The organism is Rhizohabitans arisaemae (genome assembly GCF_025996515.1).
Taxonomy (GTDB): domain Bacteria; phylum Actinomycetota; class Actinomycetes; order Streptosporangiales; family Streptosporangiaceae; genus Rhizohabitans; species Rhizohabitans arisaemae.
In genome coordinates this window covers 601,829-623,138 of the sequence record NZ_BLRH01000060.1, presented here as the reverse complement: position 1 = coordinate 623,138, position 21,310 = coordinate 601,829, and the positions used below count along the sequence as shown (strand labels likewise).

18 protein-coding genes are annotated in these 21,310 nt (G+C 64.6%); 14 read left to right on the top strand and 4 right to left on the bottom strand.

The window, feature by feature from the left end:
- The first annotated feature begins 413 nt into the window (after positions 1-413).
- Positions 414-1,460 carry a hypothetical protein gene (locus RUR_RS31335; protein WP_283138831.1) on the top strand — a complete coding sequence of 349 codons (1,047 nt, stop codon included), beginning with the start codon at positions 414-416 and terminating at the stop codon, positions 1,458-1,460.
- A gap of 36 nt (positions 1,461-1,496) precedes the next feature.
- A complete protein-coding gene (locus tag RUR_RS31330; RefSeq protein ID WP_283138830.1) occupies positions 1,497-1,691 on the top strand; it encodes a hypothetical protein in 195 nt (64 codons plus the stop codon).
- 204 nt (positions 1,692-1,895) lie between these two features.
- Here RUR_RS31330 and RUR_RS31325 read toward each other — a convergent pair whose 3' ends face one another.
- Complete coding sequence (locus RUR_RS31325; protein ID WP_283138829.1) at positions 1,896-3,200, bottom strand: alpha/beta hydrolase family protein; 1,305 nt, start codon at positions 3,198-3,200, stop codon at positions 1,896-1,898.
- Between the two features lie 525 nt (positions 3,201-3,725).
- On the opposite strand from RUR_RS31325, the gene RUR_RS31320 reads away from it, so the two are divergent.
- Both RUR_RS31320 and RUR_RS31315 read left to right on the top strand, forming a co-directional pair.
- Entirely contained in the window at positions 3,726-4,877 is a 1,152-nt protein-coding gene (locus tag RUR_RS31320) for a sensor histidine kinase (protein ID WP_283138828.1), read from the top strand.
- Positions 4,874-5,554 (top strand): response regulator, encoded by a 681-nt coding sequence (locus tag RUR_RS31315; protein ID WP_283138827.1) that lies wholly within the window; start codon positions 4,874-4,876, stop codon positions 5,552-5,554. The genes RUR_RS31320 and RUR_RS31315 overlap by 4 nt, the downstream gene beginning before the upstream one ends.
- A 438-nt stretch (positions 5,555-5,992) precedes the next feature.
- On the opposite strand, the gene RUR_RS31310 is transcribed toward RUR_RS31315, so the two are convergent.
- The gene (locus RUR_RS31310; RefSeq protein ID WP_283138826.1) at positions 5,993-6,556 is read right to left on the bottom strand and encodes a hypothetical protein; all 564 of its coding nucleotides are present in this window, start codon (positions 6,554-6,556) and stop codon (positions 5,993-5,995) included.
- 1,079 nt (positions 6,557-7,635) lie between these two features.
- Between RUR_RS31310 and RUR_RS31305 the strand changes: the two genes are divergently transcribed.
- Positions 7,636-7,944 carry a hypothetical protein gene (locus RUR_RS31305; RefSeq protein ID WP_283138825.1) on the top strand — a complete coding sequence of 103 codons (309 nt, stop codon included), beginning with the start codon at positions 7,636-7,638 and terminating at the stop codon, positions 7,942-7,944.
- A 375-nt stretch (positions 7,945-8,319) separates the two neighbouring features.
- Positions 8,320-12,030, top strand: coding sequence for an NB-ARC domain-containing protein (locus tag RUR_RS31300; protein WP_283138824.1), 3,711 nt, complete (start codon positions 8,320-8,322; stop codon positions 12,028-12,030).
- Positions 12,031-12,340: 310 nt separating this feature from the next.
- Here the strand turns inward: RUR_RS31300 and RUR_RS31295 are convergent, their stop codons facing one another.
- Together RUR_RS31295 and RUR_RS31290 are read right to left on the bottom strand one after the other, a co-directional pair.
- The gene (locus tag RUR_RS31295; protein WP_283138823.1) at positions 12,341-12,811 is read right to left on the bottom strand and encodes an NUDIX domain-containing protein; all 471 of its coding nucleotides are present in this window, start codon (positions 12,809-12,811) and stop codon (positions 12,341-12,343) included.
- A gap of 43 nt (positions 12,812-12,854) precedes the next feature.
- A complete protein-coding gene (locus RUR_RS31290) occupies positions 12,855-14,069 on the bottom strand; it encodes a helix-turn-helix domain-containing protein (protein ID WP_283138822.1) in 1,215 nt (404 codons plus the stop codon).
- A 302-nt stretch (positions 14,070-14,371) separates the two neighbouring features.
- Here RUR_RS31290 and RUR_RS31285 point away from each other — a divergent pair, with 302 nt between their 5' ends.
- From RUR_RS31285 to RUR_RS31250, 8 genes are all read left to right on the top strand, one after another.
- The gene (locus RUR_RS31285) at positions 14,372-14,659 is read left to right on the top strand and encodes a hypothetical protein (RefSeq protein ID WP_283138821.1); all 288 of its coding nucleotides are present in this window, start codon (positions 14,372-14,374) and stop codon (positions 14,657-14,659) included.
- A 161-nt stretch (positions 14,660-14,820) separates the two neighbouring features.
- Positions 14,821-15,609, top strand: a complete 789-nt coding sequence (locus RUR_RS31280; RefSeq protein WP_346349083.1) for a GntR family transcriptional regulator — start codon at positions 14,821-14,823, stop codon at positions 15,607-15,609.
- Between the two features lie 197 nt (positions 15,610-15,806).
- Positions 15,807-16,172, top strand: coding sequence for a plasmid replication, integration and excision activator (locus RUR_RS31275; protein WP_283138819.1), 366 nt, complete (start codon positions 15,807-15,809; stop codon positions 16,170-16,172).
- Complete coding sequence (locus tag RUR_RS31270; RefSeq protein ID WP_283138818.1) at positions 16,169-16,486, top strand: hypothetical protein; 318 nt, start codon at positions 16,169-16,171, stop codon at positions 16,484-16,486. Before RUR_RS31275 ends, RUR_RS31270 begins: the two co-directional genes overlap by 4 nt.
- 95 nt (positions 16,487-16,581) lie before the next feature.
- A complete protein-coding gene (locus RUR_RS31265) occupies positions 16,582-18,012 on the top strand; it encodes an FtsK/SpoIIIE domain-containing protein (protein ID WP_283138817.1) in 1,431 nt (476 codons plus the stop codon).
- Positions 17,999-19,675 carry a replication initiator gene (locus RUR_RS31260; RefSeq protein ID WP_283138816.1) on the top strand — a complete coding sequence of 559 codons (1,677 nt, stop codon included), beginning with the start codon at positions 17,999-18,001 and terminating at the stop codon, positions 19,673-19,675. Before RUR_RS31265 ends, RUR_RS31260 begins: the two co-directional genes overlap by 14 nt.
- Complete coding sequence (locus RUR_RS31255; protein ID WP_283138815.1) at positions 19,672-19,911, top strand: excisionase family DNA-binding protein; 240 nt, start codon at positions 19,672-19,674, stop codon at positions 19,909-19,911. Before RUR_RS31260 ends, RUR_RS31255 begins: the two co-directional genes overlap by 4 nt.
- Complete coding sequence (locus tag RUR_RS31250) at positions 19,911-21,251, top strand: tyrosine-type recombinase/integrase (RefSeq protein ID WP_283138814.1); 1,341 nt, start codon at positions 19,911-19,913, stop codon at positions 21,249-21,251. The genes RUR_RS31255 and RUR_RS31250 overlap by 1 nt, the downstream gene beginning before the upstream one ends.
- Positions 21,252-21,310: the final 59 nt, after the last annotated feature.

The window sequence follows — 21,310 nt, the reverse complement described above, 5'->3', positions numbered from 1 at the left end:
CGATGTTCTTAGCGTCTTGACAAGCACGTGGTACCGGTGCCGCACCGGACGCTCCGCGAATGCCTGTCACCCGTCAGGACCAATGCTCGGAGGATCACGTCGCCCACGGAGCTCACCCGTTCGATCCGCAAGGCGTAATCCCCCGGCGCCTGGGTGACGAAGGTCGCCGGCCGTATCTGTCTCGACCTGCTCGGTTCGGTACGGGACCGGCGGGGCCGGAGTTCCCTCTCGCCTGCGGGGTCGCGTCAGGGTCAACCCCGGCTTGACTGCCGGGGTTAACCCCCGGTCGTGTCCAGGGACGTACCGGATGGCGATGGAATGCGCATTTGCCTAGGTTGGTGGACCAATCGGCATTGGCCAAGGTGGGCTCGTCCAGATGACTACGACCCCCTGATCCTCGTCTGGAGTGCCCGTTGACCATCCTTGCAACATGTCTGAGCGCGATGCGCGGCTGGCACCGCCCGCTGGTGGCGAACGCCACGCTCTTGTTCGCCGTGACGTTGGTCTCCGCGGTCGGTCTGCTCGTCGACGATCGCCTGCTCATGGGCGAATCGGTCTGGGTGAAGCCGATGAAGTTCGGCTTCGCCATGGGGGTGTACGGCCTGACGCTGGCGTGGCTGCTTAGCCGGCTGAGCAAGGGCAGACGATTCGGCTGGTGGCTCGGCACCGTTTTCGCGGTCGCCGGTCTGCTGGACGTCGGTGCCGTTGTGTATGCCGCCGCGCACGGCACCTTCAGCCATTTCAACACCAACGCCGAGCCTGTCGCTCAGACTGTGCGGACGGTGTTCTCCATCGGCGTCATGCCGCTCCTGCTGATCACTTTGATCATCGCGGTCCTGGTTCTGATCCAACGCACCGGTGACCGTGCCATGACCCGTGCCCTGCGCGCCGGGCTCGGGCTTGCCGTCGCCAGCATGGTCGTGGCCCTCTGGCTCAGCAACTCCGCAGGCCGAGCACCCCGCACGGTGACCGACGCCAACGGCAACCAGGTGTCCATGCTGGGCGGCCACGGCATCGGCGACCCCGACGGCAACGGAATGTTCCTCACCAACTGGAGTACGACCGGCGGCGACCTTCGCGTACCGCACTTCGTCGGCTTGCACGCCATCCAGGTGCTGCTGCTCATCACCGCGATTCTGGGTGTACTCGCGGCCAGTCATGGCTGGCTCCGAGACGAGCGGGTCCGGGCCCGGCTGGTCGGCGTCGCCGGCCTCGGCTACACCGGTGTGTTCGCAGTGCTCACCTGGCAGGCGAAGCGCGGCATACCGGTGACCCGTCTCGATGGGCAGACACTGATCGCCTTCGCGGGGGTAGCGGTGTTCACACTCGTGGCGGCCGCCGCAGTGGTCGTCGCCGCGCGTCGGCGGTCTGCATCGCCTGCCGACGCGATGCCCGCCCGGATCTCCTCGGCCGCATCTGCGGATGCCTCGCCGTCGCCCCCGGCCAGATCCCGCTCGTAACGCTGAAATCCGATAGAGGTCGTGACAGGTAGGAAGATGGGTGCGTTGCCCTGCTCGTCACGTGACGAGCAGGAACGTACGGTCAACGGCCGGCCCGGCCTGGTGGTTCAGCACGAAGGCGTCACCGTGACGGTGATGGCCTTCGACGTCGCAGGCGACAGGATCAAGCACATCTGGGCCGTACGCAACCCCGAGAAGCTCCGGCCGTGGGCGGTACGGGCACAGCACTGACCAGGTATTGCAGATCACGCTGGGTGGCGATCTTGGAGTTGCCGCTTTTTCCCCGCCCGACCGACCTGCGGATCGACCAAGAGCAGGCCCGTACAGATCCAGTCGGAACCCACATCACCCAGGCCGCATGCCGCTGTACGGGAGCCGGCTGAGCCCGTAAGAGAGAATCAAGATCAACCGCATGGGTACGCGACAGACAGCGTCCTACTGGCAGGTTCTCGTCTCGACCGAGCAGTGCTTGACCTCGGGGTAGCGGGTCGAAGGCTTGTCCAGCAGGGGTTGGGGCCGCCTACGCAGGTGCAGGTCGAAGAAGGCCGCGACGTACCCGCGGGTGATGTCCACGGCGCGGATACCGGAGATGTCGGCGCCGACGTCGATACCGACCTGGTCGAGCAGCACGCCGAAGTCGGTGAAGGACGTATGCTCGGCCCCGGTCACCAGGAGCCAGCGCTTCCAGCCGTTCAGCTGCTTCCAGTCACGTTCCCAGGTGGCGGCCGCCTCTCCCTGACCCGGGGTGTAAGTGGCGGGCTTGCCCAGGAACAGGAACGGCCGCGACAGTCCGCCGTCCGGGATCCGGACCTCCGTGGTGCCGTCCATGTTGACGCCGGCACGTACCCGGGAGTCTTTGAGCATGGTCGCGATGGCGCTCGCCCCTCCGACGGAGTGACCGGCCATCGCGATACGCGACGGGTCGATCAGCCGGGCTCCCTTCCATTTCGTGTTCGACCCGATCAACTGGTCGAGCACGAAGGAGACGTCGGACGCCCGGCCTTGCGCCAGTTTCTCCCACCACGCCGGGGTCTTGTCGATCTCGCACGTGACGCAGGTGGTGACCCGTCCGTCGGGGAAGGTCGTGGCGACGTTCTCGTAGGTGTGGTCGATCGTGGCCACCACGTAGCCGCGGCTCGCCAGATCCTCGCCCAGCGCCGTGAGTTCGGTCCGGGGCTTGCTGTGGCCGGGGGAGAGCACGATGAGGGGGAGACCGCGCTTGCGGCCTGCCGGGCCGGCGTCGGTGAAGGCGTTGGTCCGCGTCTTGCTCAGCGCGTCGGGCGGCACGCTGGTGATTCCTCCGCTTTTCAGAAGGAGTTCGGACTCCTTGGGAGTCATGTACGGGGCCCGCTTGCGGCCCGGCGACTTGGCCGGGTACCACAGGGAAACCATGAGCTCCCGGGCTTTCACCGAAGGGACCCAGGGGTCGGAACGGGAGGTGTCCTTCAGGTACAGGGACGTGGTGCCGACCGGATGCGAACCCGTCGGCTTGGGCAGGTAGAGCGTGCTGCCCAATGCCGGCTCGGACGAGGCAGGCGCGGACTGCGCGGACGCGGTCGATGTGGTGGCCATGAAGGCAAGCAACCCTGCGGCGACCACACTGCTGCGCAGGATCCGGCTCCTTCTGCCCCGGGAGGTGCTTCGCCCTGCGGCGGACGCCTCTCTCCCGGCGGTGTACGACGGCGCGCCCGCGCCGCCGTACCGCATGCCCGTATCCACCGGCCCTGTCACATGACCCATGAACGTGTCCGTCCTTCCGATTGAGACAGCCGCTTTGACGGGGAAGTCCCGCGTCGGCCTGATGGCAGGGACGAGGCTAGAGGCGGTCGATATCCACGCGCGTCGGCCGTTGTACCTGTATTGGAGGCTTCCGCAGAACGACCCGCCCGCGGCCTCATCCCTGCGATGTACTCCCAACGGCCACCGCCGTGGTCACTGACGACGATGTGCGGTAGGTCATGCGAACGTGACAATGTGCTGGTGGCAGCAGACGAACGACGGCTTTGGCGACAATACGTGCGGGACATATTGCGGCCGGAACCGCGAATCGCCCGTCCGTCTTACCGGGCTCTCGCCGCCGACGCGCTGCTCGCGATCATCTTGACCGTTGCCGCACTGATGGCGGCGGAGGGCCTCCCGGGCCCGGCCTATCGCGTCGACGTGCAGTCGCACCCTCTGATCGAGTCGTTGCAACTAAGGCCTGCTCCGGTGGTTCCGTCTCCTCCGGCGGTGCCCTCTCCTCCAGCAGTTCCGTCTCCTCCGGCGGTGCCCTCTCCTCCAGCAGTTCCGTCTCCTCCGGCGCTACCGCACACGAGCATCGACGTCCGGTCGCCTGCCCCGGCGCAGATCCACCCGCCGACCGGTGCCGCCTCCAATGAGTACGGGCCGCCCGCGCTCCTGGTGGCGCTGACCGCCTTACCGCTGGCGGCCCGGCGCAGATATCCGCTCGCCACCTTCTGGGCGGTGGTGTTCGCAGTGCTGGCCACGAACGGCGGCGAGACGTGGATCACCGTGCTGACCTGCGCGATCGCCGGCTACAGTGCCGTCGCCCACAGCCGCAACCGAGTGCCCGCAGTGGCCGGCCTCCTGCTCGCGGCCGTGCTCGCCGGCGTCGTGGACCGAGACGTCGTGGCCGGCCTCCCCGGTCTCCCCGGTTGGCTGGGGCCCTACGTCGTCCTGCTGAGCGCCGGGGTCTGCGCGAGCGTCATCCGGTTCTTGCGCCGGAGCCGGGATCGGCTCACCGAGCTCCGGCAGGCCCAGGAGGACGCCATGCGGAAGGCGGTCGAGGCCGAACGTTCCCGGATCGCCGCCGAACTCCACGATGTGGTGACCCACAATGTGAGCGTGATGGTGATCCAGGCGGGCGCGGCGCGCAAAGTGATGGACGCCGAGCCGGAACTGTCCAAACAGGCGCTGCTCGCCATCGAAAGCAGCGGTCGAGCCGCCATGGCCGAACTGCGCAACGTCATGGGCCTGCTCGCCGGGGCGGAAGGCGGGCGCACGGACAGCCGGGACGACGGGCTTGAACCGCAACCCGGACTCGACCAACTCGGCGGCCTCATCGAGCGGGTACGCGCCACGGGGATGTCGGTGGACGTCGCACTCTCCCCGCCGGACTCCCTGCCCGACGGGGTCGGCCTCACCGTCTACCGCGTCGTGCAGGAGGCTCTGACCAACACGATGAAGCACGCGGCCGGAGCGGCGGCGTCCGTCGCGATCGGCCACAGCGGCGACTGGCTGGAGATCGAGGTCACCGATACCGGTGGCGTTCCGGGCCCCCAGCCGCGGGCCGGCAACGGCCGCGGGCTGATCGGGCTGCGTGAACGGCTGGCCGTCTACGGCGGAACCCTGGTCGCCGGGGCCGGCACCGGAGGCGGATATCGGGTCACGGCCCGCATTCCATGGACCGCCGTATGAGCGGGCCGCTGCGCGTGGTCATCGCCGACGACCAGACGCTGGTCCGCACCGGGTTTCGGATGATCCTCGCCGCCGACGGCATCAAGGTGACGGCGGAGGCGGCCGACGGAGCCGAAGCGGTCGCCGCCGTGCGGAGCACCCGGCCGGACGTCGTGCTCATGGACATCCGGATGCCGCGGATGGACGGCATCGAAGCCACCCGTCAGATCATGCGTGGTGAGGTGAACGAGACCCGCGTCGTAATCCTGACCACTTACGATCTCGACCACTACGTCTACGCCGCTCTCACCGCCGGCGCCAGCGGCTTCCTGCTCAAAGACGTCAGCCCCGAGCACCTGGTGGCCGCGGTACGTCTGGTGCGCACCGGCGACGCCTTGCTCGCGCCGACCATCACCCGCCGCCTAATCGAGCGTTTCGCGCCCCGTGACGAGGTGAAGGCCGACCTCCACCGCGATCTGTCCGAGTTGACGCCTCGAGAACTGGAGGTGCTACGCCTGCTCGCCACCGGCCTCAGCAACGCCGAACTGGCCGATCGGCTGACTCTCAGCGCGGCGACGGTGAAAACCCACATCGCCCGCATCCTGTCCAAACTCGGCCTCCGCGACCGTGTCCAGGCCGTCGTGCTGGCCTACGAAACCGGACTGATCTCCCCAGGCGGCCCATCGGCCGCCGGCTGACCGACCCTGACGATCAACCGCACGGGCATGCAACGGGCACGAAGGACAAAGAACCAATCTAGGATTGATCGTTCCCGACCCCGACCCGGGCAAGGGGGAGCGCGAGGGGGACGGAGTCCCCTCTCGCCTGCGGGGGTCTGGGGGTCGTCCCTCAGATAAACGCAAAAGCCCTGCGAAGGTGGCCGGAGGTCACCGAGCAAGGCTAACCGCGAGCGGGTGACGGGAATCGAACCCGCACTGTCAGCTTGGGGAGTCTCCAACGCGCCTGGACACTGACCTGGCGAAACGCTGACCTGCGGGGGAGCGGGGAGAGTGACTATGATTCCCCGTGAGTCCCCTTGTTCCCTCTGCTGCCGGGCACGCAACGGGCACGACATCCGGACTCGGAGTGCTCCGTGGTAGACCGACCCTGCCTCTCCTATGACTTACGACTGCCGGTCAGCTCCCCTGCTGAAGGGTCGGCCGCCAGAACTGGAACTTGTAGATCTCGGCTCGGTAGATGTCACGAGGAAAGTCGCTCTCCCGATCATTCTCCAATGTCTTGTGCTGTGCCCGAATGAGCCAGGTGGCATCCCGGTGACCCAGGTCAAGAACCTCGTGCACACCCCACTCCGTGTTGTAGAACTCCCTGAGCTGGATCTTTCCCGACCGAAAGAAGATCTCGCCGGTCCATGAGTGATCCCAAGCCGACTCAGGTGCGGGAGGTTGACCACTCCAAAGTTCAAGCCGGACATGTGGTGTGATGTCCTGGGGAGTAATGCAGACCAGGGCGTTGGGGCCGATCTCGATCCAGTCCTCTTGCCGCCCCATCCATTCCTGCTCCCACGGGGCCGTCTCCTGGTAGTTGATGACCGCACCGTCGACGACCATCCAGCGGTCGTCATGGGCCTCCTCCAACAGGTAGGTGATGAGTTCTCCCAGCGATCTCAGCCTCTTCTCGGTTTGATGCGCGTGGATCGATCGGTATGTCTCGAAGTGGAGTGAAGCAGGCGAGTACGACAATTTCTGATCATCGATACGAGAGCCTGTACCGCCAGAGGATGAGGTATCCGGTGCGCCGGGGCTAAGGAACAAAGTCCCGGACCATCGATCGGCAAATTCGCCGAGATCGCGAAAACGACCAAGATCATCCGTACGGGCACGTGACGGGCACGGCGTGGACAGGAACCATTCCTGGAGCGACCCTGACCAAAGCACGGAGTGAGTCCCCCAGGGGAGCGCGAGGGAACGGAGTCCCTCTCGCCTGCGGGGGTCTGGGGGTCGTCCCCCAGATAAATACAAAGACCCTGCGAAGGTGACCGAAGGTCGCCGAGCAGGGCCTACCGCGAGCGGGTGACGGGAATCGAACCCGCACTGTCAGCTTGGGAATTGCAACGATCATGCCTCGTAGGGGTGCTGATCTGCGGCTGGGCGCGGTCGTGGGTGACCGTGGTTGCCCCTTCGTTCTCCTGTCTAATCGCACGCTAATCGCATGGCGATCATGTGTCCCTGTCCTGGTCCGGGCTCCTGCCCGCACGTTTCCCTGTCTGATCATCCCGTCTGCCGTCGACCCGCCTGAAGGGCGAGCGGGCCAGGGCCACGGGGTCAAGGTGGAGCGCCCTGCCGGACGAACGACCTTGGCCCCGTGGCCCTGGTCTGCTGGGCTTGTCCGGGTCGATGGCGGGCGGGACGATCAGGCCCACCTCAGCCACTGACCAGCCAGCGGCCACGCACCCGGGTTGGCGATCATCCCGGAGTCTGAGCGCCCCCGCCGGAGGCATGCCCTTCTTCGCCGCGCCACACGGGTCGATCGAGTTTGCCAGCAATGTCGGGGCCGAGTCGCAGGAGACGCATCCGCTTCTGACCGGTGTCGGTCATGTCGTACGGCCTGGGCACGGTCGCACGTGGGAACGGCGCCCAAACCGCATTAGCAGCTCTGAACTCCTCACCCGTCCAGATCAGTTCCACCTGGGCCAACAGGGCGCGGCGGTCCAGATGGAACGGGACCAGACGGTGCTGGATTGCAACTAGAACTGCAACCAAGGACTGGAGCCTTGTCATCGGGTGATCATGTTTGGGCGCGGAGGTGACAGGTTGTACCGATGGAGTCTTCCGAGTTCCGGGCGGCGAAGCAGCGTCTGATGAGTGAGGCGTTCCCCAGCAGTGGAGGCTACCTCGACGGTATGTCGATGGATCTTGATGCCTATCTGTGGCTCTCACCTGTGGTCAGGGAAGTAAAGGTCCGCCATACCAGTGACACGAACAGCCTGATCGTGGCCACCTGCGTACCCATCCGCAGACGCTCGGAGGCGGAGATCGGGGCCAGTCTCGAACAAGTCTGGTTGCAGGATCTCAGTTACCGGTACTTCGAGGCCCATGGTCACCTTGGCGGAGGGGCGAGTACAGCTTGACGTGATAACGCAGATCGCTCTGAACGGCTTCTATGTCTTGGCCACCATTGTGGCCGAGACGTCGAGGTCACACGCTGCTCGGTGAGCTGGGGCTGAGGAACGAAGTCCCGGACCGTCGATTGCCCCCGACTACCGACGGTGATCGACCATCCTGAGGCGATCGTCGGGGCAGTACTGGTCTGCTGCCCCCTGTCCTGATCGAAGGATCTCCGCCTTGCCGTTGGCGGGGTGACGGCCTGGACCAAGGTTGACGGCCGATATCGATTTACGGTGCCTGTCTGGCTATGCCCTGCGCAAGGTCGGGCCACTGGGTACGTTGAGACTCGATAATCGGGATGTTGGTCGGTCGGAGGCCGCCATTGTCGAGGTGGGGATATGACTCGTCGTAAGCGTGCCGCGCATGCAACCGCCGGGGTGCTGGTCGTGCTCACCATCGCAGTCGGTTTGCCAATTAATGTGGTCAGTGACTATTTTCCTTCGACGGTCACCGATCACCAGATGGTGTGGATCACCGGTCTAGTCGCGGTGACTGCGATAGCGGTGTACTTGACGTGGTTGGCACGCCGGATCGCCGAACGACGCATGCGAGGAAAACTGTTCCAAGTGCAACCCATGCCAAAGGGATGGGTTCCCCGTAATGAGCTAGATGCGGTGGTGCGAGCTTTAACAGGCCCGGGCAGCAGAACTGTGGGAGTCACAACCGCACTGTGGGGGGCTGGCGGGTTTGGCAAGACGTCGCTAGCGGTGGCGGCTTGTCACGATCGCCGAGTGCGCCGGTTTTTCTCCGGCGGAATCGTGTGGGCCACGATCGGTCAGGACCGCACCGATACTGAAAACGCGGACGTGATCCGTGGCATCTGCGAAACGCTGTCGGCCGAGGTACCGCAGATGACAGATCTGAAGCAGTTGTCGCATCATCTGGCCGAGCTGATGGCCGAGCGAGGCCGGATGCTACTAGTCGTTGACGATGTCTGGACCGGTGTCCAGCTAGAGCCGTTTTTAGCGGTGTCGCAACAATCACGACTGTTAGTGACAACCCGTCGGCCGCGAACACTTCCCGATGGGGCGACCAAAGTTAACGTAGACGCGATGACGCCTACGGTGGCGGCTCGACTGCTGGGCCGCAACCTGCCGGTCATCCAGACGGACCTACGGCGGCAGCTGTTGGAAGTGACGGGAGGATGGCCGCTGCTGCTGGCGTTAGCCAATGCTCGGCTGGTCGAGGACGTTAACCAGGGCGCGCAGGTGAACGCTGCCTCCAAACAGGCTATTGCTCGATTGCGCCAGGCGGGGCCGACAGCGCTGGACATCACCGACAGCGGGCAGCGGGAGACCACGGTCAAGGCGACCATCGACTACAGCTTGGAGGCATTGCACACGGAGAAACGGGAGCGATTCCTGGAGTTGGGGATCTTCGCTGAAGACGTCGATGTCCCGCTCGATGTGGTGGCGCTGTTGTGGCAAGGGACGGCGAGCCTAACCTCGGAACAGTCCCAGCGGTTGTGTGAGGAGCTGGCGGGGCTATCACTGGTGTCGTTGCGGTGGGAGGAAGGCCGACAGCGAGTGGTGGCATTGCATGACGTGGTGCGGGACTTTATCCGTTCTAAGGACGGTCTGGGGCCAGAGCAGATGACTCAGGCCAACCGGGCGTTGATCAACAAAGCAGCTGAGCTAGTGGCCGCTGACGAAGGAAGAATCGGCGATTGGTGGCGGCTACCGGATGGACATTTCCTATGGGATCAACTTGTCTATCATTTGGCCGAAGGGGGCCTTGAAGCGGCATTGAATGTGCTAATCACCGATGTGCGCTGGGTACTCGCTAGGCTGGCTAAATCAGGAGCCCTCGCTTTAGAAGCTGATCTTACTTTCTCACAGGATCCCGGAGCGGTTAAGACTCGTCGACTGGTCGCACAGGTAGGCCATCTACTGAGCGACCTGGAATCTGGCGAACTTTCCGAAGGGAATCGATTAACCCATTTGATTGTCCTGCCGAATTTTCAGAAGCAGATATCCGAATTGCGCGAGAAGTATGGGCCGTTTCTGCTGCCAGCTTGGCCGCTTCCAGAAAGTAGGAACTCTGCCGTAATTCGAACTTTGAATGGTCATTTCGACACGGTAGCTACAGTGAAGATTGCCGTGGACGGGAAGTGGCTGGCCAGCGCTGGCGACGACCGGGTAGTGCGATTGTGGAATGTCGATGGCAGTTTACGCACAGTCTTAGAGGGGCACACCAGCTTAGTAACTGAGGTGGCGATTGCTGCCGACGGTTCCTGGCTGGCCAGCGCCTCTGGTGACAGAACCGTACGGTTGTGGAATGCCGACGGCACCCAACGTGCGGTTCTAAAGGGCCACACCAGTTGGGTGAATTCGGTGGCGATTGCTGCCGACGGCTCGTGGCTGGCAAGTGGTTCCCATGATGGGACAGTACGGTTGTGGAATGCCGACGGTACCCAACGTGCGGTTCTGGAAGGCCACACCAACGAGGTGCATGCGGTGGCGATTGCTGCCGACGGTTCCTGGCTGGCCAGCGGCTCATATGACCATACGATTCGGTTGTGGAATGCCGACGGTACCCAACGTGCGGTTCTGGAAGGCCACACGAACGAGGTGAATTCGGTGGCGATTGCTGCCGACGGCTCGTGGCTGGCAAGTGGTTCCCATGATGGGACAGTACGGTTGTGGAATGCCGACGGTACCCAACGTGCGGTTCTGGAAGGCCACACCAACGAGGTGCATGCGGTGGCGATTGCTGCCGACGGTTCCTGGCTGGCCAGCGGCTCATATGACCATACGATTCGGTTGTGGAATGCCGACGGTACCCAACGTGCGGTTCTGGAAGGCCATACCGGACCGATAGTTGCGGTGGCGATTTCTGTGGATGGGGCGTGGCTAGCAAGCGGCTCCGCCGATGAGACGGTTCGGTTGTGGGAGGCCAATAGCCATGTACCTGCGGCCGCGGAGGGCCACACTGATTGGGTGAATTCGGTGGCGATTGCTGCCGACGGCTCGTGGCTGGCAAGTGGTTCCCATGATGGGACAGTACGGTTGTGGAATGCCGACGGTACCCAACGTGCGGTTCTAAAGGGCCACACCAGTTGGGTGAATTCGGTGGCGATTGCTGCCGACGGCTCGTGGCTGGCAAGTGGTTCCCATGATGGGACAGTACGGTTGTGGAATGCCGACGGTACCCAACGTGCGGTTCTGGAAGGCCACACTGGACCGGCGAATGAGGAGATGATTTCTACGAATGACGGTCAGTATTTAGTCTTGGATAGGCAAGCTGACGCAGTGAATTCGGTGGCGATTGCTGCCGACGGCTCGTGGCTGGCAAGTGGTTCCCATGATGGGACAGTACGGTTGTGGAATGCCGACGGTACCCAACGTGCGGTTCTGGAAGGCCACACTGGACCGGCGAATGAGGAGATGATTTCTACGAATGACGGTCAGTATTTAGTCTTGGATAGGCAAGCTGACGCAGTGAATTCGGTGGCGATTGCTGCGGATGGTTCGTGGCTGGCAAGTGGTTCCCATGATGGGACAGTACGGTTGTGGAATGCCGACGGCACCCAACGTGCGGTTCTGGAAGGCCACACCAACTGGGTGCATGCGGTGGCGATTGCTGCCGATGGCTCCTGGCTGGCCAGCGCCTCTGCTGACGAAACAGTACGGTTGTGGAATGCCGACGGCACCCAACGTGCGGTTCTGGAAGGCCACACCAATGGGGTGCATGCGGTGGCGATTGCTGCCGATGGCTCCTGGCTGGCCAGTGCCTCTGCTGACGAAACAGTACGGTTGTGGAATGCCGACGGCACCCAACGTGCGGTTCTGGAAGGCCACACCAACTGGGTGCGCGGAGTGGCGATTGCTGCCGATAGCTCCTGGCTGGCCAGCGCCTCTGACGACGGGACAGTGCGTTTATGGAAAGCTGATGACGCAAACAGATGCATTACAGTAGTGCGTCTCATACCTAGCATATGGGGGGCGGCAATTTTTGATCCGGATATTGTGGTTGCTTGCGGATTCTCGGGTGTATATAAATTCTCCATCTCAACCCCAAAGAATAAGAGTGATTACAGACATCGCTAATATGTAGTGTGCAGATCAGCAACAAACCATAATGCTTGGGTGGACGCTCATATCTTTCGCGACCTGAGACGCTGGCGGCTGGGACCGGCCCCCAGGCCGCATGCCCGGCCGCCGAGCGGGCGCAGGGCCGCGAGGCGGCGCGGAGCGTCGCCCTTGATCCCTACAAGAACAATTCGGCAGTCTGCCGCGATGCAGGTCACGGGACTTCCGGCTTAGAGCAGACGGAAACCGTCGTGGTGGCGGACGGCGGTCATCTGATCGTCACGCATGGCGTCGATGACCCGGACAGCGAAGGCTTCGGACGCGGAGATCATTCCGGCAGTTGCTCGCCGTGTTCCAGGTAGAGGGTGCGGCCCAGTCTGCGGGCGGTGACGGCGGCAGTGACCCGGTGGGCGAGGCGTTCAATGAGTAGCTGGGCGAGTTCCTCGACGGGGTGGAAGCCGAATCCGGTGAGTTCGGCCTCAAGGGTGATGCGGTCGACGACGGCGGGGGTGAGTGTCCCGCCGTCGAACACGAACAGGACCTTGTCCCCTTCGGCGGGATGGGGTGCCCAGTCGACCACCAGCAGGTCTCCGATGGGCGGCTGGATGCCGAGTTCCTCGTGAACCTCGCGTACGCAGGCTTGAAACGGTGTCTCCCCCGGCTCCACATACCCACCTGGGATGTCCAGGTGTTCCTTGTAGGCGGGCTGGAGCAGGAGGACACGGCCGCGGTCGTCGAAGAAGAGCGCTCCGGCTGCGGCTCTGGCGTGGGCCATGGGCGGGGTCTGCGCGTCGCTCATGATCTCGACTCTAGGGGAATCCCCCGGCGGAGAGGGGCTTGGCTCAGATGATGCGGAGCCGGCGGCCGAGATCGGCCATGCGGTGGCTGGGGCGGCCTTTCTGCCTGCGGATCCAGGTGGTGACGAGCTGGCGGCTGATGTAGTGGTGCCGTATCTGCTCGGGTGCGATGTGCTCGGCTTCAAGGAGCGCGTCAAGGGCTTCGTCCACCCGGTTGCGCAGACTGTAGGCCTGGGCGACCGCGATACCGTGCCGGGCACGCCGTTCGATCGGCAATCCCGTGGTGTCGAGCCCGGGGCCGATGTCCAGAGCGATTTGGACGTCTCCCAGTTCGATGGCCGTGGCGACCCGGTGGATGGCGACGTTGGTCGGCCCGAACGCGGTGAAGGCGTGGTTGGCGTCATGGCCGAGACGTCGCGCCGACTCGTCGGCTTGGGCGAGGAAGTCCCGGGTTATCGCCCGGTCTTCGGCTCTGGCGGCTGCCATCGATCCGGCGAGGAACAGGGTTCCGTGGACCGAGAGCAACGCCGGTGAGGCCTGGCCGAGATCACCGTCCAGGAGAGCGGCGGCGTCGGCGGTGAGCTGGGTGGCGGCTTCGTAGCGGCCGTTTGCCAGCAAGGCGTGGGTGACCGATCGGAGCAGGGAAGCGGTGACGATCTGATCGCCGGATTCCCGTGCGGCGTGCAGCCCGCGTTCGGCGGCAACCCACGCAAGATCACTTTCACCGATCTTGACCAGGATGGTCGCGGCCGAATGGTAGGCCTGGCCGAGCAGGCTCAAGGCTTTGAGCCGCGTGTCACCGCTACACGCGTGCACGGCGGCCTGTGCCTCGGCGAGTACCGGGGGCAGACGGCGTACGACAAGCCCGTATCTGGAGGCCTGGTATGCGTGCCACAGATCGGCGATCTCGCGTCGGATCTCGTGCAGGTCCGGCGGCTCCCCGGTGTCGATCACAGCCGCCAGGGGTGCGAGCTGGCGATAGTCGGTGATGGCGGCGCGTAGCGCGGGGACGGTCTGCCGGCCGCTGTCCGCGGTCCACTCCAGCAACCCCGGCTCGGCCAGAAGATCGGCAAGGGAGACGTCGAGCGTCGTGGCCAACGACTTGATCACCGAGAGGCGATCGAGGTCTATCCGGTTGTTCTCCACCTTGCTCAACCAGTCGGCGGTACGGCCGACAAGCCCGGCGAGTACCTCCTGTGAAATCCCCCGGCGCTGCCGGTACCAGGCGATCCGTTCGCCGATGGTGAGGTGATCCGTCATTCCCCGCATGGTGGAAAGCCTCGCTTGTTTTGTGGGGGAACCCCGGAATTCTTTTCCGGGGTGGCATCGCCGACGGGTTCTAGTGTCACCACAGATCGAGGTTCCGTCTATCGCGTAGAGGGTGCAGTGGACTCAGCCCGTAATGAGAACACCGACACACGACCCTGCCCCGGATGCCGGGGTCGCGGGTGGCGCTATGCCCATGTCGGCGGAACTCACGGCAAGCGGGTCCTTGACGGGCGGCCTGAACCGGCGGCACGGGTCGACTGCTTCGACTGCGCAGGAGAGAAAGGGGTGATCAAGTGAGCTGGGTGTTTCCCGGAACCGGTGGGGTTGCTCCCGCGGCAATCCCCCTGGACCAGCTTCGGGCGCGTCTTGTCGGTCACGAGCGGGTACACGCCGAACTCCGGCCGGATCTGGACGCACTCTTGGTGCATGGTCCCTTCCCCGCGCTCCCGCTGCTGGTCTTCGTCGGGTACGGCGGTGCGAGCTTTTCATGGCAGAGCGGGGAGAAACGCCACCCTCTCGGCGACGTCACCGGGGCTGCGGCCGAGATAGCCAGATACATCAACCGGAACGCCTCCAGGTGAGGGACTAGGCGGGCGCGGCGGCGAGGTGAAGTCCTGGTGCGGGGATCGGAGAGTCCGATTTAGGATGCTCCCCCGCCGTCGCGCCTAAAACTCCGGCGGTGCATCCCGGCACACCATCCGTCATGGCAGAGCGAGGGTAGGCGGGCTCCGGAAGTCGCCTGATGTTACCCTCGGGCTTGTCAGGTCATATGGACGCAGGTTGGATGGTTGTCATGGCAACGCGAGACGTGGACACCTTGAAGTACGAGAGAGTCTTGCATGTCCTGCGTTCCCGTATCCAGGACGGAACCTATCCCGCCGGCGGGATACTGCCTTCCCAGCATCGGCTTGTGGCCGAGTTCGACGTGTCCCGGCCCACTGTGATCGAGGCCCTGCGGCTGCTTCGTCAGGAAGGCTTGATAGAGACGCAGACCGGGCGCGGATCGTTCGTCCGGGGCAAGGCGCCTGTGCTGGCCGCTCAGTCTGCCAATCCTGGGCGCCGACTTCTCGACGTTTCCGAAGTCGATTCCTCCGCTGATCTTCTCCAGGCGGGCCTTGTCGTCGCTCCTACGCGAGTCGCCGTCTTGCTCGAACTCCCTCCGGGAACCAAGGTCTTTCTGCGGCAATACCTGATCCGTGACGAAGACGGACCGGTGGAGCTGGTTTCAGCCTGGTTCCCCCTGGAGTTGGTGACGGGGACCAAGCTTGCATCCCCTGAACCGTTGGACGAGGGGATACGGCGGCACCTGTACGGCCGGAAGCGGCTCCGGCTTGACTACGCCGTCGAGCGGACGTTGTCACGATCGGCCGTGCTCGATGAAGCGTCGTCATTGGGGATCGATCCGGGTGCCCCGGTGCTGAATGTCGTTGTCACAGGTCACGATGCGCAGGGGAAGGCATGGCAGTTGGTTGACGCCGTACTTCCTGGTGATCGGCATGAACTGAGGAACGTATATCCCCTCACGCAGTAGATCCTAACAAGTAGGACTTCTAGCCAAACTTGACAGGACAGGTTCTCTTGGGTACTTTCATGGCAGAGCCTGATAGGTCAGGTTCTGAACAAGATGATTCCTGGCAGGTTAGGGGTAGATGGCGTATGGCTCTTCAGGGTCCGATTCCGGTGAGTTTCGAGATGGTGTTCCCATACGGCTGCTACCTCGTGGGGGAGGTGGAGCAGGTCAAGGACTTCGATGCCAGTAAGAACGGGCGGACGGTGTTCGCGAAGGACAAGGTGACCGGTGAGCCGGTGTGGCAGGTTCCGGTGATGGATGCCGACCCGGCGGTTAAGGCCGGTGCCAAGACGGTATCGGTCAAGATCGTCTCTGCGGTTCAGCCGGTCCCCCCGGCTTCGCTGCCGGGGCTGCCGTTCACGCCGGTGGAGTTCGCCGAGATGACGGTGACTGCGTACGTGAACCAGAGCTCGGGGCGGCTGGCCTGGTCGATCCGGGCGCGGGAGATGCGCGCTCCCCGTACCGCCTCGGCTCCGGCGTCGGCGCCGGTGAAGGGTTCGGCCGGTAAGGACGTGGCGGCGTGAGCGGGCGCGATCCCTACACCTACGTGACGGCCTCCCTCAAGAAGAAAGAAATGCATCTCGAAGTGAGCTTCTACACCCCGGATCTGGTGGCCAACGCATGGGTGATCGAGGACCGGCGGCCGTACCTGAGCTTGCGCAGCGATGAGGCGGCGGTCTCGGTCTCCTCGGCCGGCGGCGGGCCGGTCAGCGCGCGAGACGTGACCCTGGCGCGGGAGATCTACAACGCGGCTGCTCGGTACCTGGCCGACTGTGAGCGGCTGTACGCAGAGCAGGGATCCGGGGCGCCTGTCGCGGTGGAGCCGGACGCGGCCTGATCTCGGGTGGGGCCACGGGAAGCGCCAACTTCCCCTGGCCCCCGATCACTTCTCTCTCCCAAGACATCCCGATCTTTGAAAGAGGTGTTCAGTTTATGCTGCGCAAGCTTCCCGGGGACTACACCAAGGATCTGGTGTCGACCACTCCGACGTCGGTCGTGTTTCAGCCGACCGTGGTCAAGACCCCCCGCTGGCTGACGGTGCTGTCCCTGCTGTGGCGGGCCTGCTCGGGCCTGGTCGGCTCGATGCTGGCTCACCCGATCGTGTGGGGGCTGGCCGTCGTGCTGGCCGTGCTGGTCTGGTACACGGGCTGGCTGGTGTCCCTGCTCGTGGTGGTCACAGTGGTTGCCGGGCTGCTGGTGTGGCGGCGCCTGGACCGTGTCCGGTTCGATCGGTGGATCGGGTGGCGCTTGCTGGGGTTCTGGCGGTGGCTGTGGGTCTATCGCCGTCACTGGCAACCGGTCATGGTCGTCTCGGGGCTTGCCGCCCGTGTCGGCGGACGCGAGTACCTCCCGACCCTGGTCAAGGTGCGCTGTACCCCAGTGGCCGACGTGGTGATGGTCAAGATGCTGCACGGACAGCCGCTGTCGGACTGGGAGAACCGCAGCGAGCATCTGGCGCACGGGTTCGGCGCCCGGTACTGCCGGGTCCGTTCCCTCAAGCCGGGTACGGCGCTGCTGACGCTGCCGCATACCGATCTGCTGGCGCCGGTGGTTCCCGCGCTCCCCATCCCGGACTCGGTTGATTTGGAGGCGGTGCCGGTGGGGCGGCGTGACGACGGCCAGACGCTGAAGCTGAAGGTCCACGGAACCCATGTGCTGATCGTCGGTGCCACGGGCGCGGGCAAGGGGTCGTGGCTGTGGTCGACGGTGCGGGGGATGCTGCCTGCGATCCGGGACGGCTTGGTGCAGGTGTGGGCGCTGGATCCCAAGCTGATGGAGCTGTCCTACGGAATGGGCTTGTTTCATCGGTACGCCTCCTCGCCTGACGACTGCGCCGAGCTGCTGGAAGACGCGGTGGAGGTGATGCAGAAGCGGGCGGCGGAGATGGCGGGAAAGGTGCGTGATCACACGCCTTCGCCGGAGTCGCCGTTTCTGCTGGTGATCGTGGATGAGGTGGCGTTCCTGACCGCCTACCAGCAGGACAAGGGTCTCAAGGCGCGGGTGAACGCGGCTCTGGCGACGTTGACCACGCAGGGCCGTGCGGTCGGGGTGGGGGTGATGGCGGCTCTTCAGGACCCGCGTAAAGACGTGATCAGCATCCGGAACCTGTTCCCGGACAAGATCGCATTGCGGTTGGACGAGTCGGAACAGGTCGACATGGTCTTGGGGGACGGGGCGCGGGATCGGGGGGCGCTGGCTGACCGGATCTCACCTCGGCCGCAGATCGGGGCGGGTGTCGGGTACCTGCGGCTGGAAACCGATCCCGAACCGGTGCGGGCACGCGCGGCCTACGTCACCGATGCCGATATCCGGCAGATGGAGGCCGAGTACGGGACTCGGGGGATGCCTGATGACGATCTCTAACCCGGCCTCGGCGACCCTTGGACCGATCACCACAGCGGGCGCGTCGGCTCAGCGGCTTCCCCGGGCGGTGCGGGCGGCGATGCCGGTGGCCCTGGACGTCGTCGTGGAAGCCGCCAAACAGAACGGGGTGTGCACCCGTCCGCTGGAGTTCGAACGCCTCGACCTTCACGGCGGCCGGACCGAACGGGTGCTGATCCCCTGCGGCGCCAGGCTGGCAAGCGTCTGCGAACCCTGCGCCAGACGGGCCGCGACCCTGCGGCGGGCACAGTGCCGGGAAGGCTGGCACCTGGAGGCCGAACCGGTCGCAGACCGCGACGTCCCCACCGACCGTCAAGTGTTCCTGGCAACGGAGCGTGCCGACGCGCAACAGCTCCTCGACCGTGCACACCAGGACGGCGGCGACACGGCGACCTACCAAGAGGTCGTCGAGCTGCTGGACGGCGACCTCAACGCCGCTGGGGTACGGGGACGGCTGGCCCTGGAGGCTCCGGCTCGGAGGGCTCGGTCGACCCGGCGTCGCCAGGATGCCCCCGATCTGCCTCGGCGGCGGGTCGAACCCCGCACGGTCGGCCGGACCTACACCGGTGCGGACGGGCGCGGGTACCGGCCGAGCCTGTTCATCACCCTCACCTGCGACACCTACGGCAAGGTCCGATCGGACGGGACACCGGTCGACCCGGACACCTACGACTATGTGAGAGCGGCAAGGGACGCGATCCACTTCCCCAAGTTGATCGACCGGTTCGTGCAGAACCTGCGGCGGGTCGCCGGTTTCGACGTCCAGTACTTCGCCACTGTCGAACCGCAACGGCGGCTTGCTCCCCACCTGCACCTGGCGATGCGGGGGACCATGCCCCGGGCCGACGTGAAGGCGGTGGCTGCGGCGACCTACCACCAGGTGTGGTGGCCATCTGCGGACGTGGTCCGCTTCGCGGGGGATCGCCTGCCGGTCTGGGCGGACGGTGCCGGCTACCTCGACCCGGACACCGGTGAGGTCCTGCCCACCTGGGATGAGGCTCTTGACGACCTCGACGACGACCCTGATGCGGTACCGTTCCACGTCGTCAAGCTCGGGCCTCAGGTCGACGTCAAAGGGGTGCTTGCCGGGTCACCGAATGCGGGCCGGTGTCTCTCCTACCTGTCCAAGTACCTGACCAAGTCGGTGGCCGATTGCCACGAACCGGGCACCGACGCTCAACGGCGTCACGTGGAACGGCTCATGGACGTGCTGCGGTATGAGCCGTGCTCGCCCTCCTGCCCCAACTGGCTGCGCTACGGGGTGCAGCCCAAAGACCCTAAGCCGGGGATGGCTCCGGGCCGGTGCCGCGGTAAGGCGCACAAGCCCGCGCACCTGGGCTATGCAGGGCGGCGGGTGCTGGTGTCCCGTAAGTGGTCCGGCAAGACGTTGGCAGAGCACAAGGCCGACCGTCGCGCCTGGGTCCTGGAACAGCTCGGCCTTGCCGCCGCACCGGACCACGACCCGGACCGGTTCCTGTGGCGGCCGGTCGAACCGGGAAGCCCGAAAGCCTCCCCGTTGGCGGCTCGACTGCTGCGCGCTCTGGCGGATCGACAACGATGGCGCGCTCAACTCCAGGCCGCACAAGCAAGAGCAGATGGCCAACCCCCAAGCGATGTTTCCGGGGCTCGAATGGAGGCGGCATGACCGTGAGGGATCTTCCGGCCGACTCATCAGATGATCCACTTCTGACAGTCGATCAGGTAGCGCAACGGCTCAACACGTCGACTCGGTTTCCTCGGCGGCTGATTCAACAGCGACGGATTGAGTTCGTCAAGGTCGGACGGCACGTCCGTATTCGTACCTCGGTGCTGGACGCCTACATCACGGAACACAGCGTCGAGCCCCTTACCTATGACAACGTGATGAGGAAGGCAGCCTGATGGCCAATAGGAAAGGGCACCGACGCTTCGGCAGCATCCGCAAGCTACCTTCCGGCCGCTACCAGGCCAGTTACATCGGTCCGAACGGTCAGCGTTACAACGCGCCGGAGACATACGAACACCAGGGCGATGCTGAACGCGCGCTGTCGCTGATCGAGGCACGAATCATCACGGGGGAGTGGACTGATCCTGAGCGCGGGAAGATCAAACTCGGGACCTACGCGGAGACGTGGATTGCTCAACGTCCAGGTCTTCGACCACGAACCGTTGACCTCTACACATGGCTGCTCCGCAAGCACATCGCGCCGTACCTCGGGCCTGTCGCGCTCGGCAAGCTGTCGACTTCAATGATCCGGCAATGGCGGTCCGATCTCCTCGACAGGGGAGTGTCGGTAAGCATGGCGGCGAAGGCATATCGGCTGCTGCGGGCTGTGCTGATGACGGCGACGGATGACGACAGAATCCTGACCCGCAATCCGTGCCGGTTACGGGGCGCCGGCGATGAACGGGCGGCGGAACGTCCGGTTCTCTCGGTTGCTCAGGTTTTCGAGCTGGCCGAATGCGTGGGGCGGCGTCCTGTCGGCAGTATCAGGGGCGAGAAGGGAGGCGACGGATTTCGGGTCCGTTTCCAGCGGTATGGCCAGATGAGGACTCATCCTGAGATCTTTGCGACGAAGGCTGATGCTGAACAGGCACGCTGGAAACTGATCGATACAGGGAGCGCGGATTTCACGCATGATCGCCGTTTCCGGGCGCTGATCCTGCTCGCGACCTTCGCAAGCCTGCGGTGGGGCGAAATCACTGCACTGACACGTAGCGACATTGACTTGGACGCATGCACGGTTCGAATCCGGGTGGCGTTCACCGAGCGGTCTACCGGACAGATGGTGCTCGGTCCTCCTAAGTCCGAGGCAGGGCGGCGGGTCGTCGGTATCCCGCAAGCGATCATTCCGGCGCTCAGAGAACATATGAGTATCTACGTCAAGGCGGATCCGGACGCTCTTGTCTTCCCGGGCGTCAAGGGCGGTCCGATGCGACGTAGCGGCTTCAACAAGCTGTCCGGCTGGATGCACATCGTCCGGGCGATGGGCCTGGAGGGTCTGCACTTTCATGACCTTCGGCACACGGGCAACATGCTTGCGGCGGAGAGCAAGGTCGGGCTGAAGGACCTGATGGCTCGGATGGGGCACGACAACGTACGGGCGGCGATGATCTATCTGCATGCCGTACGCGGGGCGGACTCCACAATCACGAACGCGATCAACGACAGACTTAACGATCACCAGGCGGACGATGATGATGAGGACGGTGCGGCCGGTCTGCTTGTTCCGGCGGGCTAATCGCACGCTAATCGCACGGAAGATCATCTAGTCCGGTAAAAAGATCAAGGCCCGGGTCG